Below are 16,754 nucleotides of genomic sequence, written 5' to 3' on the forward strand. Positions count from 1 at the left end.
ACAACCGGCTGGCAAGAGCACACGCCCGGCGCCCGCCCGGTGGTCTCCGCGCCCCCGGGGGAGAGCCACGGTCGGGCGTGCGGGAGAATGGAGTACGTGACTCGGATCGTGATCATCGGTGGCGGACCCGGCGGATACGAAGCGGCCCTGGTGGGCGCCTCGCTCGGCGCGGAGGTGACCGTCGTCGACTGCGACGGTCTGGGTGGAGCGTCGGTGCTGACCGACTGCGTCCCGTCGAAGACCCTCATCGCCACGGCCGAGGTGATGACGACCTTCGATTCCTCCTACGAAGAGCTCGGCATCATCGTCGAGGACGACACCCCCTACAACGAGCGTCCCGCGCGGGTCGTCGGGGTCGACCTCGGCAAGGTCAACCGACGCGTCAAGCGGCTGGCGCTGGCCCAGTCCCACGACATCACCGCCTCGGTCACCCGCGCCGGCGGCCGGGTGATGCGCGGCCGCGGCCGACTGGAGCCGGGCCAGGCGCCGGACGGCTCGCGCAAGGTCACCGTCACCGCCGCCGACGGCTCGACCGAGGGCCTGATCGCCGACGCCGTGCTGATCGCCACCGGTGCCCACCCGCGCGAGATCCCGGACGCCAAGCCGGACGGCGAGCGGATCCTCAACTGGACGCAGGTCTACGACCTCACCGAACTCCCCGAGGAGCTCATCGTCGTCGGTTCCGGTGTCACCGGTGCCGAGTTCGCCGGCGCGTACCAGGCGCTGGGCTCCCGGGTCACCCTGGTCTCCTCGCGCGACCGGGTGCTGCCGGGCGAGGACCCGGACGCGGCGGCCGTGCTGGAGGACGTCTTCCGGCGCCGCGGGATGAACGTCATGGCGCGGTCCCGGGCGCAGTCCGCCAAGCGGGTGGGCGACCGGGTCGAGGTCACCCTCGCCGACGGCCGGACCATCTCCGGCACGCACTGCCTGATGGCGGTCGGCTCCATCCCGAACACCGAGGGGATCGGCCTGGAGGGCGCCGGGGTCAGGCTCAAGGACTCCGGCCACATCTGGACCGACAAGGTCTCCCGCACCACCGCCCCCGGCGTCTACGCGGCCGGCGACTGCACCGGCGTGTTCGCGCTGGCGTCGGTCGCCGCCATGCAGGGCCGGATCGCGATGTACCACTTCCTCGGCGACGCGGTCACGCCGCTCAACCTCAAGACGGTCTCCGCCAACGTCTTCACCGACCCCGAGATCGCCACCGTCGGCTACTCCCAGGCCGACGTCGACAACGGCGTGATCGACGCCCGGGCGGTCAAGCTCCCGCTGCTGCGCAACCCGCGCGCCAAGATGCAGGGCATCCGCGACGGCTTCGTGAAGCTGTTCTGCCGCCCCGGCACCGGCATCGTCGTCGGCGGTGTGGTGGTCTCGCCGCGGGCCAGCGAGCTGATCCACCCGATCTCGATCGCGGTCGACAACAACCTGACGGTCGAACAGATCGCCAGCGCCTTCACCGTCTACCCGTCGCTGTCCGGCTCGATCGCCGAGGTCGCCCGGCAGCTGCACACCCGCAAGGCGGCCGGCGACTGACCGGCGCCCCGTAAGCGGGCCCATGGAATATTTGTGCCCACGATGGGCACTTGGGGTGAAACGGTCCTGCACGGTCGGGGCCGGCGCCCCGTTCCACGGGTCGGCGGCGTGTCGCCGAAGAGCGCAACTGACCAGGCACCGAGCGGATTTGGGCACGCACGGTGACGGTGATGGGGGCATGTGCATGCCGCATACCACGAGAACCGACGCCGTGTGAACAACTTCCGCTAATTGGTGCAACCTGCTGAAAACAGACGGTCGTTGGCGTTACTGTCAGTTTCGTGTTCGCTGCAGAACGTCGCCAATTGATCCTAGAAATGGTGCGTGCGAACGGAGCGGTGTCGCTCCGTGAGCTCGCCCGTGTCGTCCAGACCTCCGAAGTGACCGTACGGCGCGACGTGCGGGCGCTGGAGGCAGAGGGACTGCTCGACCGCCGGCACGGCGGTGCGGTCCTACCGGGAGGTTTCACCCGCGAGTCCGGCTTCCCGCAGAAGTCCCACCTCGCCACCGCGGAGAAGACGGCCATCGCCGACCTCGCCGCCGGCTTCGTCGAGGAGGGCGAGGCCATCGTCGTCGGCGCCGGGACCACCACCCAGGAGCTGGCCCGCCGGCTCGCCAGGGTCCCCGGCCTGACCGTCGTCACCAACTCCCTGCTGGTCGCCCAGGCGCTGGCCCACGCCAACCGCGTCGAGGTGGTGATGACCGGCGGGACCCTGCGCGGTTCCAACTACGCGCTGGTCGGCAGCGGTGCCGAGCAGTCGCTCCAGGGACTGCGGGTCTCCCGCGCCTTCCTGTCGGGCAGCGGCCTGACCGCCGAGCGCGGACTGTCCACCTCCAACATGCTCTCCGCCAGCGTCGACCGCGCACTGGTGCAGGCGGCGGGGGAGGTGGTGGTGCTCGCCGACCACACCAAGCTCGGCTCCGACACCATGTTCCAGACCGTGCCGACGGACGTCATCACCCGACTCGTGACGGACGAGCCGCCCGCCCACGACGACCGGGCCGCCACGGAACTCCAGGCGCTGGCCGACCAGGGCGTCCAGATCGCCGTCGCCGGCAACTCCCTCCCCGGGCAGCCACCGGCCCAGCCGGGCCTGGACGCCGCTCCGCCGGAGCGCCGGGGCCCACGGCGGGACGTGCCGCTGCCGGGCCAGCGACGCAGCCACCCGGGCGCCGCGCCCGGGGCGCCGCAACTGCGCTCGGCGGGCGGACTCGGCGACGGCAGGGTGGCCGACCTGGCACCCCGGCGGCGCTGAGCCGGGACGGGAGAGCGGGCGTCGGGCGGGCCGGAGAGTCCGGCCCGGTGCCGCCCGCCCCGGACACCGGGCCGGTGGCCTGCCGCCCCCGGGCACGGGGGCCGGCGCCGTCCGTCCCGGACGAGCGGGCCGATCGTCCGCCTCGGACGCCGGGGCCCGCATCGGCCCGCCGGAGCTACGCCTGCGCCGGAGCTACGCCCCCGCCGGGTCCGGCGCGCCCGCCTTCAGCCCGCGCAGGGTCAGCGTCAGCAGGCGGTCGGCCAGCTCCGGATCGTCCGGGGACTCCTCGGCGGCCAGCGCGATGCCGTTGGTGAGCTGGAGCAGATCGCCGATGACGACGCCCCGGCGCACCGCCCCGGCCTGCTGGGCCCGGGCCAGCAGCGCGGCGCCGGCCTCGCCCAGCGGCACACTGCACCGCGCCATCCCCGAACTCTCGTCCGCCGACGCGGTCATCAGGGCGCGCGACAGGCCCCGGTAGGTGCTGGCGTGCGTGATCAGCGCACGCAGCCAGTCGACCAGCGCGGTGCACGGCTGCGGCGCGTCGGCCAACTCCCGTGCGTAGCCGACCAGCGCGTGCACCTCACCCTGGAAGACCGCGCCCATCAGGGCGGTGCGGTTGGGGAAGTGCCGGTAGAGGGTGCCGATGCCGACGCCGGCCCGCCGCGCGATGTCCTCCAGCGAGGTGTCCGTGCCGTGCTCCGTGAAGGCCGTCCGCGCCTCGGTCAGCAGCCGCTCGTAATTCCGACGGGCGTCGGCCCGCATGGGGCGTGCCGCGGGCGTTCCCACGGGCGCCCCCGCCGGTGCGGGCGCCGCCGCGGCCCGCTCCGCCCGTCGCTGCCCTGCCGTCTCGGTCGCCATCGCCGTCCTTCCTCACACCGGCCGGTTGCGGCCGGTGGCTCCAGGATGCCATTGCCCGGTCAGGGGGCGTCCCGGTGCGGTGCGCCAGGATCTACCGGGGGCGCTCTCCGCCCCGGTGGACGCGCCGTCCCACCATGTCGAGCACGCGTTGTGCCAGCGCCGGGTCGCCCGCCACCAGCAGCGGGGAGCCGAAGGCGAAGTCGCGGCCGTCCGCACCCAGGACCGCCAGGCCCCGGTCCCGGACGAGGGCCGTGCCGGCGGCCACGTCCCACGGCTTGGGGCGCAGGCAGACGCAGCCTCCACGTAGGCGAGCGAGACGGCGTGGAAGGGGGCGCCGCGGTGAAGTTCATGGTGCCGGCCGGCGTCGGAGGTGGACGGGCGGCGGCCGGTCGGTGACGCCTCGGGGTACCGCGTCCGGCGGGGTGGCGAACACCTCGGAAAGGCGGCAACGCCACCCGTCCAAGGGTCATCAAACCAGGCGCAAAGAGGTCTTCCGGGGACGTCCGGGGGCCGTCCAGGAAGTCTGGGGAACATCGATGGGACTGACCAGCCGGCCACTGCTGTACGCCATGATCGCCCTTTCCGTGGCCTGTGTGGGGCTCACCGTGTGGCTCTGGCCGCGGTTCGCCGGGCGCGGGCCGCGGGCGGTGCTGGGGCGGCTGGGCGTGATCGCCGCGACGCAGCTGGCCGTCGTGGCCGCGCTCGGCCTGGTGGTGAACACCAACTTCCAGTTCTACGCCTCCTGGCACGAGCTGCTCGGCCTGTACGACGGGGCGCCCGCCGCGGTCGGCAAGTGGGGCGACGAGGGCGCCGCCGGACCCGCCGGCGACCCGTCCAAGGGCCTGGTGCAGGCGTCCGGCCCGGAGGGCCTGGACAAGGTGCACGGGCTGCCCAAGGGGCCGCCGGAGAAGAACGGCAAGGTCGAGACGGTGCGGATCGTGGGCAAGCGGACCCGGGTGGTGGACCCGGCGTACGTCTACCTGCCGCCGCAGTACTTCCAGAAGCAGTACGCCCGTCAGCGCTTCCCGGTCATCGTCGCGCTCAGCGGCTATCCGGGCGGGATATTCCTGCTGGGCCAGCACCTCCGGCTGCCGGAGACCGCCGCGAAGCTGGTCCGCAACGGCACCCTCCAGCCGTCCGTCATCGTGATGCTGCGGCCCACCATCGCGCCGCCGCGCGACACCGAGTGCGTCGACGTCCCCGGTGGCCCGCAGGCCGAGACCTTCTTCGCGCAGGACGTCCCGGAGGCGCTGAAGTCGCACTACCGGGTGGGGCACGACCCGGGCGCCTGGGGCGTGCTCGGCTACTCCTCCGGTGGGAGCTGCGCGCTCCAGCTCGCCATGCGCCACCCGCGCACGTACGCCGCCGCGGCCGCCCTCTCGCCCGACTACAAGGTCTCCACCGACCCCACCACCGGCAACCTCTTCGGCGACGGCAAGGACCGCGGTACGCGCCGCGCGGAGCACGACCTGATGTGGCGGCTGAAGAACCTGCCGGCCCCCGACGTCAACGTCCTGATCGGCACCAGCCGCAGCGGGGAGAAGAACTATCCGGCGGCGCAGGCGTTCCTGGCCGCGGTCCGCCCGCCCATGAAGGCGGACTCGATCGTGCTCGACCACGGCAGCCACAACTTCGCCACCTGGCGCCGCGAACTGCCCGCCGCCCTCCAGTGGATGAGCCGGACGCTGGTGTTCCCGGAGGAGGTCGTGGGGAAGTCGTAGCCGGCGGACGGCACAAGGGGCGGGCTCCCGGTACGTACCGGGAGCCCGCCCCTTGTATCGGTCCGTGGACCGGTCAGTCCTTGATCTCGCAGATCACCGCGCCGGAGGTGAGGGCCGCGCCCACCTCGGCGGCCAGGCCCTTGACGGTGCCCGAGCGGTGCGCGTTGATCGGCTGCTCCATCTTCATCGCCTCCAGGACGATGACCAGTTCGCCCTCGGCGACCTGCTGGCCCTCCTCGACGGCGACCTTGACGATGGTGCCCTGCATCGGGGAGGCCAGGGTGTCGCCGGAGGCCGCGCTGCCGGTCTTCTTGGTGGCCTTGCGCTTGGGCTTGGCGCCCCCGGCGACCGCGGCGCGGGCCAGCGGCATGCCGAGCGAGGAGGGCAGCGAGACCTCCAGGCGCTTGCCGCCGACCTCGACCACGACCGTCTCGCGGGTGTCCGCCTCGGCCTCCTCGCCGCCGGGGGCGGCGAACGGCGCGATCTCGTTGACGAACTCGGTCTCGATCCAGCGGGTGTGGACGGTGAACGGCTCGGCGGAGCCGGTGAGTTCGGGGGCGAACGCCGGGTCCTTGACCACCGCGCGGTGGAACGGGATGGCGGTGGCCATGCCCTCCACCTGGAACTCGTTCAGCGCGCGGGCGGCCCGCTGGAGGGCCTGCTCGCGGGTGGCGCCGGTGATGATCAGCTTGGCCAGCAGGGAGTCCCAGGCCGGGCCGATGACCGAGCCGGACTCGACGCCCGCGTCCAGGCGGACGCCCGGACCCGACGGCGCGTCGAACGCGGTGACCGTGCCGGGCGCGGGGAGGAAGTTGCGGCCCGGGTCCTCGCCGTTGATGCGGAACTCGAAGGAGTGGCCGCGCACCGCCGGGTCGTCGTAGCCCAGCTCCTCGCCGTCGGCGATCCGGAACATCTCGCGGACCAGGTCCAGGCCGGTGACCTCCTCGGTGACCGGGTGCTCCACCTGGAGGCGGGTGTTGACCTCCAGGAAGGAGATGGTGCCGTCCTGGCCGACGAGGAACTCGCAGGTGCCGGCGCCCTCGTAGCCGGCCTCCTTGAGGATGGCCTTGGACGCGCGGTACAGCTCGGCGTTCTGCTCGTCGCTCAGGAACGGCGCGGGGGCCTCCTCGACGAGCTTCTGGTGGCGGCGCTGGAGCGAGCAGTCACGGGTGGAGACGACGACCACGTTGCCGTGCTTGTCGGCGAGGCACTGGGTCTCGACGTGGCGCGGGCGGTCGAGGTAGCGCTCGACGAAGCACTCGCCGCGACCGAAGGCGGCGACCGCCTCGCGGACGGCGGATTCGTAGAGCTCGGGGACCTCTTCCAGGTTGCGGGCGACCTTCAGGCCGCGGCCGCCGCCGCCGAACGCCGCCTTGATGGCGATCGGCAGCCCGTTCTCCTTGGCGAAGGCGACGACCTCGTCGGCGCCGGAGACCGGGTCCGGGGTGCCGGCGACCAGCGGGGCGCCGGCGCGCTGGGCGATGTGCCGGGCGGCGACCTTGTCGCCGAGGTCGCGGATGGCGTGCGGGGGCGGGCCGATCCAGGTCAGGCCCGCGTCCAGGACGGCCTGGGCGAACTCCGCGTTCTCGGAGAGGAAGCCGTAGCCGGGGTGGATCGCGTCCGCACCGGAATCGGCGGCCGCCTGGAGGACCTTGGCGATGTCCAGGTAGCTCGTGGCAGGGGTGTCACCGCCCAGGGCGTATGCCTCGTCCGCGGCACGCACGTGCAGGGCGTCCCGGTCCGGGTCGGCGTAGACGGCTACGCTCCCGATTCCGGCGTCCCGGCATGCACGGGCAACGCGGACAGCGATTTCGCCACGGTTGGCGATGAGCACCTTGCGCACGATGGGTCCTTCCTGGGCGCTACGCCGCAACACACTGAACGCAGCGAGTTTAGGGACTGGCGACACCGCGTGCCGACCCGTTCCCTGGGGTGAGCTTGCCCACACGGAGCGTGCACGCGGCGATGGTGAGGGATCAAAGTCCGTTGGAATCCCAGGGTAGGCCCGGATTCCCGGGGCCGTGCTCGCGGCACGGTGTGGCCTAGGTCTCGAACTGTGGACGCCCGGCGGACCGTCAATTCTTTGTGGAGTCCCTACGAATGGGCGAGTGAAAGTTTTCGGGTGAGCGCGGCGGGCGGGGGCATGCCGGACGGGGGTTGCATGTGGTGGTGCAGACCCCTTGCCGTGAGTGTTACCCGTTAGTAGCGTGCGTGATGCCTTCTGTACTCCTGGTAACGGCTTGTGACGGCGGCGCACGGTGGCGCGGACAGCGCGCGACGGTGCATGACGGTGGAAGTGGGGTGGGTGGGGTGGTGGCGGCGCGCAGACCGGCGGCCCTGGCGGCAGCGGTGGTCCTGATCCTCGAAGCGGCCGGGATCCTGCTGCTGAACTGGATCCTGAGCATCGTGGTCGACCGGCAGCAGATGTCCCTGGCCGGGCTGCGGCCCGGCGCCATGTCCGCCGGCGCCTGGGCCGGCGGCGCGGTCTTCGCCCTCTTCCTCCTCTTCTGCGCCGCGGTACTGCTGTACGGCGCGCTGCGGGACCGGGCCCCCGGCCGCCTCCCGCGCCTCGCGCTGATCTGCTGCGCCGTCGTGCACGGCGTCCTCGGGGCGCTCGCCGTCGGGCTGGTCGGCTGGCCGGCGTTCGGCGCCGCGATGGTGGTGCTGGCGCTGCTCGTGCTGACGCTGGTGGCCTACGGCGAGGCGCGCCCGGCCCGGGCGGCGGCCGAGGACACCGCCCCGGGCGGCGCCCCCGCCTGAGCCCCGCGACTGGCGCGACCCTGCGGCCCGCGCGGCCCGAACTCCGGGCGCCGCGGCCCCCGTTGGGCACCGCCGCCGGAGCGTTCGGGCGCCCCTTGTAGGCCCTTAGGGCGTAGGTCGCCAAGGTGTTCGAACGGGCGATCTGAGCTGGCTCGGCCCTCCGCCTGTGGTTGGAGGGCCGAGCGAGCGCCTTCTCGGTTCCCCGGTGCCGCACACCACCCACCGGCTGGCTGAAAATCACCGGGGGCCGGACCCCGGACCGCTCAGGCCCACAGCTCCGTGATCGCGATGCCCAGGTCGGCCAGCAGGCGCCGGAACAGCGGCAGCGAGAGGCCGATGACGTTGCCCGGGTCGCCGTCGATCCCGTCGATGAACGGCGCCGAGCGGCCGTCGAGGGTGAACGCGCCCGCCACGTGGAGCGGTTCACCGCTGGCCACGTACGCGGCGATCTCGGCGTCGCCGGGCTCGCCGAAGCGGACCGTGGTGGACGCGGTGGCCGAGACCTGCCGGCCGGTCGCGGTGTCGATCACGCAGTGGCCGGTGCGCAGGACCCCGGACCGGCCGCGCATGGACTTCCAGCGGGCCGTGGCGTCCTCGGCGTCCGCGGGCTTGCCGAGCGCCAGCCCGTCCAGCTCCAGGACCGAGTCGCAGCCGACGACCAGCGCACCGGCGGCCTCCGGCCGGGCCGCGACCGCGGCGGCCTTCGCCTCGGCCAGCACCCGGGCCAGCTCCTCGGGGGTGTCGGCGGTCAGCGCGTCCTCGTCGACCCCGCTGACCACGACCTCGGGCGCCAACCCGGCCTGCCGGAGCAGGCCGAGCCGGGCCGGGGACTGGGAGGCGAGGACGAGACGGCGGGGGCGGGGAGCTTCGGTCATGTCCGCCATCGTACGGAGCCGGCGGCGGTCAGTGGGCCGGGGTCCGGCGCCGGGCGACCCGCAGCGCCAGCCACCCCGCGAGCGCGCCGAGCGCGGCCCCCAGGGCGTTGTGCGCCCAGTCCGCGGGCTGGCAGTCCCGCACCGGGTCGAGGGTCTGCAGCAGTTCGACGGCGGCCCAGGTGGCGGAGATGCCGAGCGGCACCAGCAGTGCCCGCCGGGTCGCCAGCACCCCGCAGAGCGCCGGCGGGATCCACAGCGCGACGTTGACCAGCTGGTGCCCGGCGCCCGTACCCAGCGTCCGCACCCCGGCCCCGCCCTCGACGACGCACGCGTGCAGCCGCGCCAGGACGCCCGGCGCGATCTGGTCGGGGAGGGTGATCCCGACGCACAGACCGCAGGTCACCAGGAAGAGCAGGGTCGGGACGGGCGGCCATCCGCGGCGGCGGACGAGCGGGCGCCACACCAGCAGCCCGGCGAGGACCAGCGCCGCGCACAGGGCGGCCATGACGAGGGCGTGCAGCTTCGGGGACATCCGCGCGGCCCCTATGCGGTGGTCAGCCGCTGCCGGAGCTTCCGCTCCGTGGCCGCGTCCAGTCCGAGCCCCTTTCCCAGATAGCCGTCGAACGACCCGTACTTGGCCGTGACCTCGTCGAACGCCGCGTCCAGATAGCTCTGCCGCACCCCCAGCACCGGTTCCAGCAGCGCCGGGTCCTTGACCTTGCCGGCCGCCCGGAGCTGCGCCAGCTGATGGTCGTCGGATGCCTGGAGGTAGTGGTTGGACGCCAGGTAGTCCTGGTCGACGGTGGTCCGCGGCACGCCCGCCGCGGTCAGCAGGACGGCGCTCATCCAGCCGGTGCGGTCCTTGCCCTGGGTGCAGTGGTAGAGCACCGGGCCCCGGCCGTCGGCGACGGCCCGGACCGCCGCCCCGAACGCCTTGCCGGCCGCCGGGTCGGAGACCAGCCAGGTGTAGTACGCGTCCATCATCCGCACCCCCTTGCCGCCGCCGAGGGCCTGCTGCTGGGCCGCCGGGCCGCCCGCGAGGAGGGCGCCCATGGTGTGGGAGAGGTCGGCACGCGGGTCGTAGACCGGGAGGGCGGTGCGCCGGACCCCGGGCGGCAGCGCGTCCGGGGCGGTCGCGACCTCCGCCGGGGAGCGGAAGTCGAGGTCCTCGGTGATGCCGTCCTTGGTGAGGGCCTGGCCGCGGCGACGGGGCGGAGCGCGGACCGCCGCACCGGGAACGTATTAATGGCGACCATTAGGCGAAGGTAGGGGCGCCCGCGGTAAATCCTCCGTAAGCATTTCCGGCGTTCACAGCCCACGCACAGCCGACGCCACAGGAAACCCACAGGAAACGGGCCGGGCCCCGGTGCCAAAGGGAGATCATTTCCCCTCGGCGCCCGGCCGCCCGGCCCGTCGCATTCCGCCTCCGGAATTCCCTACTTCTGCAGTACGGCCTCCATCACCGACTTCGCGATCGGCCCGCCCAACTTCCCGCCGGCGATCTCCGACCGCGGCATGTCCATGTCCTTGGGATCGACGAAGACCGCCACCGCCACCGGCGAACTCCCGTCGGGCGACTTCGCATAGGAGACGAACCAGGCGTACGGCCGCTCGTCGTTCACATTCGCACCGTGCTGCGCGGTACCGGTCTTGCCGCCGACCGTCACACCGTCGATCTTCGCCTTCGAGGCGGTGCCGTCCGAAACGGTGTACTCCATCATTTCCTGCACCTTCTTCGCGGTGCCTTCCGAAACCGCCTGCGGATCCTTCGAGTTCAGCGGCGTCGGATCGAACTTCTCGATCGTGGACAGGTCCGGACCGCGCAGCTCCTCGACCAGATACGGCTTCATCACCTTGCCGTTGTTGGCGATACCGGCGGCGACCATCGCCATCTGCAACGGCGTGCTGGTCACACTGCCCTGCCCCATACCGGTCAGCGCGGTCTGCGGCTGGTCCAGCTTGCTCGGATATCCACTCACCGCGGAACGCACCGGAATGAACTGCTCCGAGTTGAATCCGAATTTCTCCGCGGTCTCCCGCATTTTGTCCGTGCCCAGTTTGTGCGCGGCATCCAGGAAGACGTTGTTGCAGGACCACTGCATGCCGGTCTTCAGCGACGCCTTGTCGCACGGCGCCCCCGCGACGTCGTTGCCGACCTGGGTGCGGGTCTGCGGAAGGGTGTACGGGGCCGGGGCGCCGGAGGAGGCGTTGATGTCGGTGACGGTGCCGTGCTCCAGGGCCGCGGCCGCGGTGAGCACCTTGAAGGTGGACCCCGGCGGGTAGATCTCGCGCAGCGCCCGGTTGTTCATCGGCTTGGCTTTGTCGCCGTCGAGTTCGACGTACTTCTTCCCCTCCGCGGCGGACAGCCCCGCGAAGACCGACGGGTCGTACGACGGCGTGCTGGCCATCGCCAGGATCTTGCCGGACCGCGGGTCGAGGGCGACCACCGCGCCGTTGGCGTGCAGGTCGGTCAGCCCCTTGTACGCGGCCTTCTGCGCCTTCTCGCTGATGGTCGTCAGGACGTCGCCGCCGCGCGGCTTCTCGCCCGTCAGCACCCCCCGCGCCCGGTTGAAGAACAGCCGGTCGTCCTTGCCGCTGAGCACCTTCCGGTAGACGCCCTCCAGCATGGTCTCGCCCGCCGCCTGCCGGGCGTATCCGGTGACCGGGGCGTACATCGCACCGTCGGTGTAGGTCCGCTTGTACTTGAAGTCGCCGCTGGTCTCGACCGACCCGGTGACCGGCTTGCCCTCCACGATGATGTTGCCCAGCGGGTACGAGTACGCCTCGATCTTGACCCGCCGGTTGTTGGCGTCGTTCGCGAGCTGATCGGCCTGTACGAACTGCACCCAGGTCACCCGGACCAGCAGGGCGAGCACCAGCGCCCCGCAGAAGACGGCTATGTGTCTGAGCGGCCTGTTCATGGTCTCCCCTCCGGCCCGGCAGACGACCGACCGGTCGCCGCACCGCCGCATGCCCGAATTGCACTGTCGAGAGAGAAAGATGCAAATTGGGCCGCTGCGGTTGCAGGGGGTGAAGAGGTCCCTGGGGCGAGGGGTACCGCAGCCCGCCCGGGCCGCGGGAACCGGAGCCCCCGGAAGGGGCGTCACCTCACCAGGAGCACCAGCGTTCCGACCATGATCGCCGTGGCGAGCACGAAACCCATCCGACGGAGCTTCGCCTGCACCTCGTGCAGCTCCTCGGGCGGTTCGTCGGGCGGATCGGACCACAGCATGACCTCGATCCTCCCGCCCCCCATGGCGACGGCGCCTGAGTACGCGTACTCAGGCGCCGCACCGCGAAGGACTAGTCAGTGCACTATGCACCGACCGGATGTGGCCAGGTCACCGCGGCCAGAAGCTGGTCCGCCAGGCCCGCGGTCCCGGATGGGGCAGCCGGGACCGGGCCGGAACCGTCGCGGCCGGATCCGACCACTCGCTCCGGCGCCCGCCCTCCTCCGGGGCGGCACCGGCGGCCACCGCCGCCGCCCGGGCCTGCACCACCGCCAGTGCGGCGGCCAACTCCTCGGGCGTGGGATTGCCCCGTACGACCTTGATCATCGTCAACGACCTCCTACGGCGGGGATTACAGCGGGATGTTGCCGTGCTTCTTCGGCGGCAGCGCCTCCCGCTTGTTGCGCAGCGTGCGCAGCCCGCGGACGATGTGCCGCCGGGTCTCGGAGGGCATGATCACCGCGTCGACGTAGCCCCGCTCGGCCGCGACGTAAGGATTCAGCAGGGCGTCCTCGTACTCCTGGATCAGCTCCTGGCGCCGGGAGTCCTGCTCCGCCGGGTCCTCGATCGCGGCCAGCGTCCGGCGGTGCAGGATGTTCACCGCGCCCTGCGCGCCCATCACCGCGATCTGCGCGGTCGGCCACGCGAGGTTCAGGTCCGCGCCGAGGTGCTTGGACCCCATGACGTCGTACGCCCCGCCGAACGCCTTCCGGGTGATCACCGTGATCAGCGGGACCGTCGCCTCCGCGTAGGCGTAGATCAGCTTGGCGCCGCGCCGGATGATCCCGTCGTACTCCTGGTCCGTCCCCGGCAGGAAGCCCGGGACGTCGACGAAGGTCAGCACCGGGACGTTGAACGCGTCGCAGGTGCGCACGAACCGCGCGGCCTTCTCGCTCGCGTTGATGTCCAGGCACCCGGCGAACTGCATCGGCTGGTTGGCCACCACGCCGACCGGATGGCCCTCGACCCGCCCGAAGCCGGTGAGGATGTTCGGCGCGAACAGCGCCTGGGTCTCCAGGAATTCGCCGTCGTCCAGCACGTGCTCGATCGCCGTGTGCATGTCGTACGGCTGGTTGGCCGAGTCCGGGATCAGCGTGTCCAGCTCGTGGTCCGCGTCGGAGACCGCCAGGTCCGCCTCCTCGGGGAAGGCCGGCGGGTCCGAGAGGTTGTTGGACGGCAGGTACGACAGCAGCCCCTTGACGTACTCGATGGCGTCCTTCTCGTCACCCGCCATGTGGTGCGCCACGCCCGAGGTGGTGTTGTGCGTACGGGCCCCGCCCAGCTCCTCGAAGCCGACGTCCTCGCCCGTGACCGTCTTGATGACGTCCGGTCCGGTGATGAACATGTGCGACGTCTGGTCGACCATCACGGTGAAATCCGTTATGGCCGGCGAATACACCGCGCCGCCCGCACACGGACCCACGATCAGGGAAATCTGCGGCACCACTCCGGACGCATGCACATTGCGCCGGAAAATCTCCGCGAACAGTCCGAGGGCGGCCACCCCCTCCTGAATGCGGGCACCGCCGCCGTCATTGATCCCGACGACCGGGCAGCCGTTCTTCAGCGCGAAGTCCATCACCTTGACGATCTTCTCGCCGTAGACCTCGCCGAGCGATCCGCCGAAGATCGTGAAGTCCTGCGAGTACACGCACACCGGTCGGCCGTCGACGGTCCCGTACCCCGTGACGACGCCATCCCCGTACGGCCGGTTCTTCTCGATCCCGAAATTCGTCGACCGGTGCCGGGCGAACTCGTCGAGCTCGACGAACGAGCCCTCGTCCAGAAGGAGATCGATACGCTCACGCGCCGTCAACTTCCCCTTGGCGTGCTGCTTTTCCACCGCGCGGGCGGAGCCGGCATGAGTGGCTTCCTCGACCCGTCGCTGCAGATCCGCCAATTTGCCCGCGGTGGTGTGGATGTTTGCTTCCGGTTCGGACATCGGGATGCGGCTCCTGCTCGTCCTGGACTGGCACTCGTACGGAGGGAGGTACGGGTGTGGCTACCGACTCGTAGCGTATCGGCGGGACTGCACTCCGGCACTGCGTCGTTGACCACACCTAGGCTGGGGCCATGACGCCTCAACCACCGGAAAACCGGGACAAAGACGCCGGTCGCTGGAGCGATCTGAGCCGCCCGCCGCTGAATGCCACCGCACTGCGCCGGGCCCTGATCCGCCCCGATTCGCTCTGGTCCTCCCTGGACGTCGTCCCCGCCACCGGCTCCACCAACACCGACCTCGCCGAGCGCGCGGCCGCCGGCGACCTGCGCGAGGGCGCTGTCCTCGTCGCCGAGGAGCAGTCCGCCGGCCGCGGCCGCCTGGACCGCCGCTGGTCCGCGCCGCCGCGCTCCGGCCTCTTCCTCTCCGTCTACCTCACGCCGACCGTGCCGCCCGCCCGCTGGGGCTGGCTCCCGCTCCTCACCGGAGTGGCCACGGCCACCGCGATCGCCCGCTTCGCCGGCGTCGACACCGCACTCAAGTGGCCCAACGACCTGCTGGTCACCGTGGACGGCGACGAACGCAAGACGGGCGGCATCCTCGCCGAACGCGCCGGGGACGGCGTCGTCGTCGGCATCGGTCTCAACGTCTCGCTCACCGCCGACGAACTCCCCGTCGCCACCGCCGGCTCCCTCGCCCTCGCGGGCGCCCACCACACCGACCGGGACCCCCTGCTCCGGGCCGTGCTCCGCTCGCTGGAGGACTGGTACGGCGCATGGCAGACGACCCAGGGCGACCCGGCCCTGTGCCGCCTCCAGGAGGCGTACGCGGCGGGCTGCGCCACCCTGGGGCGGAACGTGCGGGCGGACCTTCCGGGCGACCGGTCCATCGAGGGTGAAGCGGTCGCCCTCGACGCCGACGGCCGTCTCGTCCTCGCCACCCCCGACGGCACCCGACGAGCGGTGGACGCCGGGGACATCGTCCACCTCCGACCGGCGTCGTAGCCGGGCCCTTCGCGTTGCGGGTCCGGCGGGCGCCCTTCCGCCGGGCCGGGGGGCGACGCGGTACCCGGACGGCGGCGGCGGAGGCCCGCCGGCCGGTCCCGGCGGCCCGCGCACCCCACCGGAACCCCCACCCGGGCCACCAGCCGCACACAGCGACTACGTGAGGCAGAGCACACCTGCCGTATCGTTGAGGCGGTCCGTCGGCAGGCAGCGGATCATGGGCGAGCAGCGAGATCGGAAGGGCCGTGCGCAGGGAACGGACAGGGAGCGGTCGGTGACCGCCGACGAGCCGGGGGCCACCCCGCGCGGCGCGGACGCCGAGGGCGAGGCGGTGGGCGAGGCGCCCGCGGGCGAGCCCACCGGTGACCCCGCAAGGAGCGACGGCGGCCCCGAGGGGGCCGGCGGCGGCAGCGACGGGCGCGGCGACGCGGACGACGACGGCAGCGGCGAGGGCGACGGCGAAGGGCACGGCGGGGAGAACGGCGAGAGCGGCGAGAACGGCGAGAACGGCGAGAACAACATCGCCGTCAAGCTCGAACAGCTCATCCTCGGTGCCGACCGCCGCTACACCCCGTTCCAGGCGGCCCGCAGCGCCGGCGTCTCCATGGATCTCGCGGCCCGTTTCTGGCGGGCCATGGGCTTCGCCGACATCGGCCAGGTCAAGGCCCTCACCGAGGCCGACGTACTGGCCCTGCGCCGACTCGCCGGCCTGGTCGAGGCGGGGCTGCTGAGCGAGGCGATGGCCGTGCAGGTCGCCCGTTCCACCGGTCAGACCACGGCCCGGCTCGCCGACTGGCAGATCGACTCCTTCCTGGAGGGGCTGACCGAGCCCCAGGACTCCGGCCTGACCCGTACGGAGATCACCTATCCGCTGGTCGAGCTGCTGCTCCCGGAGCTGGAGGAGTTCCTGGTCTACGTCTGGCGGCGGCAGCTCGCCGCGGCCACCGGGCGGGTCGTCCAGGCGCAGGACGACGTGGAGATGGTGGACCGGCGGCTGGCCGTCGGGTTCGCCGACCTGGTCGGGTTCACCCGGCTGACGCGGCGGCTGGAGGAGGAGGAACTGGGCGAGCTGGTCGAGGCGTTCGAGACCACCGCCGCCGACCTGGTCGCCGCGCACGGCGGCCGGCTCATCAAGACGCTCGGCGACGAGGTGCTCTTCTCGGCGGACGACGCGGGCATCGCCGCCGAGATCGGGCTGCGGCTGATCGAGACCATGGGCCACGACGAGACGATGCCGGAGCTGCGGGTCGGCATTGCGTTCGGCACGGTCACGACCCGGATGGGCGACGTCTTCGGGACGACGGTCAATCTGGCCAGCCGGCTGACCTCGATAGCGCCGAAGGACACCGTGCTGGTGGACGAGGCGTTCGCGGTGGAGCTGGGGCGTACCGGCGATGCGCCGGTCTCCGAGGCGGATGCCGCGGCCGCGGAGAAGGCCGCCCAGGAGGGCACCGGCAGCCCGCCGCCCCCGTACCGCTTCGCGTTGCAGCCGATGTGGCAGCGGCCGGTGCGCGGGCTGGGCGTCGTCGAACCGTGGATGCTGACCCGCCGCAGGTGAGCCGGGTCGGGCCGCGGAGG

Annotated in this window: 15 protein-coding genes and 1 pseudogene; 6 read left to right on the forward strand and 10 right to left on the reverse strand. The window is 72.3% G+C overall.

The genetic code is table 11. The annotated features are described in order from the left end of the window. Nucleotides 1-87 precede the first annotated feature (87 nt). Together CG747_RS30370 and CG747_RS30375 are read left to right on the forward strand one after the other, a co-directional pair. A complete protein-coding gene (locus CG747_RS30370; RefSeq protein ID WP_100605044.1) occupies nt 88-1,533 on the forward strand; it encodes an NAD(P)H-quinone dehydrogenase in 1,446 nt (481 codons plus the stop codon). 281 nt (nt 1,534-1,814) lie between these two features. Continuing rightward, complete coding sequence (locus CG747_RS30375) at nt 1,815-2,789, forward strand: DeoR/GlpR family DNA-binding transcription regulator (protein ID WP_100605045.1); 975 nt, start codon at nt 1,815-1,817, stop codon at nt 2,787-2,789. A gap of 192 nt (nt 2,790-2,981) precedes the next feature. On the opposite strand, the gene CG747_RS30380 is transcribed toward CG747_RS30375, so the two are convergent. Both CG747_RS30380 and CG747_RS46940 read right to left on the reverse strand, forming a co-directional pair. Then, the gene (locus CG747_RS30380; RefSeq protein WP_100605046.1) at nt 2,982-3,551 is read right to left on the reverse strand and encodes a TetR/AcrR family transcriptional regulator; all 570 of its coding nucleotides are present in this window, start codon (nt 3,549-3,551) and stop codon (nt 2,982-2,984) included. 187 nt (nt 3,552-3,738) lie between these two features. Beyond that, entirely contained in the window at nt 3,739-3,912 is a 174-nt protein-coding gene (locus CG747_RS46940) for a hypothetical protein (protein WP_308303812.1), read from the reverse strand. A 271-nt stretch (nt 3,913-4,183) separates the two neighbouring features. Between CG747_RS46940 and CG747_RS30385 the strand changes: the two genes are divergently transcribed. Continuing rightward, nucleotides 4,184-5,368, forward strand: coding sequence for an esterase family protein (locus CG747_RS30385; protein ID WP_100605047.1), 1,185 nt, complete (start codon nt 4,184-4,186; stop codon nt 5,366-5,368). 73 nt (nt 5,369-5,441) lie between these two features. Here CG747_RS30385 and CG747_RS30390 read toward each other — a convergent pair whose 3' ends face one another. Beyond that, a complete protein-coding gene (locus CG747_RS30390) occupies nt 5,442-7,211 on the reverse strand; it encodes a biotin carboxylase N-terminal domain-containing protein (RefSeq protein WP_100605048.1) in 1,770 nt (589 codons plus the stop codon). 458 nt (nt 7,212-7,669) lie between these two features. Between CG747_RS30390 and CG747_RS30395 the strand changes: the two genes are divergently transcribed. Further along, nucleotides 7,670-8,128 (forward strand): hypothetical protein, encoded by a 459-nt coding sequence (locus CG747_RS30395; RefSeq protein ID WP_100605049.1) that lies wholly within the window; start codon nt 7,670-7,672, stop codon nt 8,126-8,128. Nucleotides 8,129-8,391: 263 nt separating this feature from the next. Here CG747_RS30395 and CG747_RS30400 read toward each other — a convergent pair whose 3' ends face one another. The 7 genes and pseudogenes from CG747_RS30400 to CG747_RS30425 form a co-directional block, all read right to left on the reverse strand. Next, the gene (locus CG747_RS30400; protein ID WP_100605108.1) at nt 8,392-9,003 is read right to left on the reverse strand and encodes a nucleoside triphosphate pyrophosphatase; all 612 of its coding nucleotides are present in this window, start codon (nt 9,001-9,003) and stop codon (nt 8,392-8,394) included. Nucleotides 9,004-9,031: 28 nt separating this feature from the next. Further along, entirely contained in the window at nt 9,032-9,535 is a 504-nt protein-coding gene (locus tag CG747_RS30405) for a hypothetical protein (protein ID WP_100605050.1), read from the reverse strand. Nucleotides 9,536-9,546: 11 nt separating this feature from the next. Beyond that, nucleotides 9,547-10,188 (reverse strand): annotated as a pseudogene (locus CG747_RS30410) (tyrosine-protein phosphatase); the annotation flags it as partial. A gap of 251 nt (nt 10,189-10,439) precedes the next feature. Beyond that, complete coding sequence (locus CG747_RS30415) at nt 10,440-11,924, reverse strand: penicillin-binding protein 2 (RefSeq protein ID WP_100605052.1); 1,485 nt, start codon at nt 11,922-11,924, stop codon at nt 10,440-10,442. Between the two features lie 182 nt (nt 11,925-12,106). Beyond that, nucleotides 12,107-12,235 (reverse strand): morphogenic membrane protein MmpB, encoded by a 129-nt coding sequence (gene mmpB / locus CG747_RS49900; RefSeq protein WP_257980847.1) that lies wholly within the window; start codon nt 12,233-12,235, stop codon nt 12,107-12,109. A 109-nt stretch (nt 12,236-12,344) separates the two neighbouring features. Further along, a complete protein-coding gene (locus CG747_RS30420; protein ID WP_100605053.1) occupies nt 12,345-12,560 on the reverse strand; it encodes an acyl-CoA carboxylase epsilon subunit in 216 nt (71 codons plus the stop codon). Nucleotides 12,561-12,585: 25 nt separating this feature from the next. Next, the gene (locus CG747_RS30425; protein ID WP_100605054.1) at nt 12,586-14,175 is read right to left on the reverse strand and encodes an acyl-CoA carboxylase subunit beta; all 1,590 of its coding nucleotides are present in this window, start codon (nt 14,173-14,175) and stop codon (nt 12,586-12,588) included. A 131-nt stretch (nt 14,176-14,306) separates the two neighbouring features. Here CG747_RS30425 and CG747_RS30430 point away from each other — a divergent pair, with 131 nt between their 5' ends. Both CG747_RS30430 and CG747_RS30435 read left to right on the forward strand, forming a co-directional pair. Then, nucleotides 14,307-15,176, forward strand: coding sequence for a biotin--[acetyl-CoA-carboxylase] ligase (locus CG747_RS30430; protein WP_100605055.1), 870 nt, complete (start codon nt 14,307-14,309; stop codon nt 15,174-15,176). A gap of 274 nt (nt 15,177-15,450) precedes the next feature. After that, nucleotides 15,451-16,734 (forward strand): adenylate/guanylate cyclase domain-containing protein, encoded by a 1,284-nt coding sequence (locus tag CG747_RS30435; protein ID WP_100605056.1) that lies wholly within the window; start codon nt 15,451-15,453, stop codon nt 16,732-16,734. Nucleotides 16,735-16,754 lie beyond the last annotated feature (20 nt).

Origin of the sequence: Streptomyces sp. CB02959, assembly GCF_002803155.1 — a bacterium.
GTDB lineage: Bacteria > Actinomycetota > Actinomycetes > Streptomycetales > Streptomycetaceae > Streptomyces.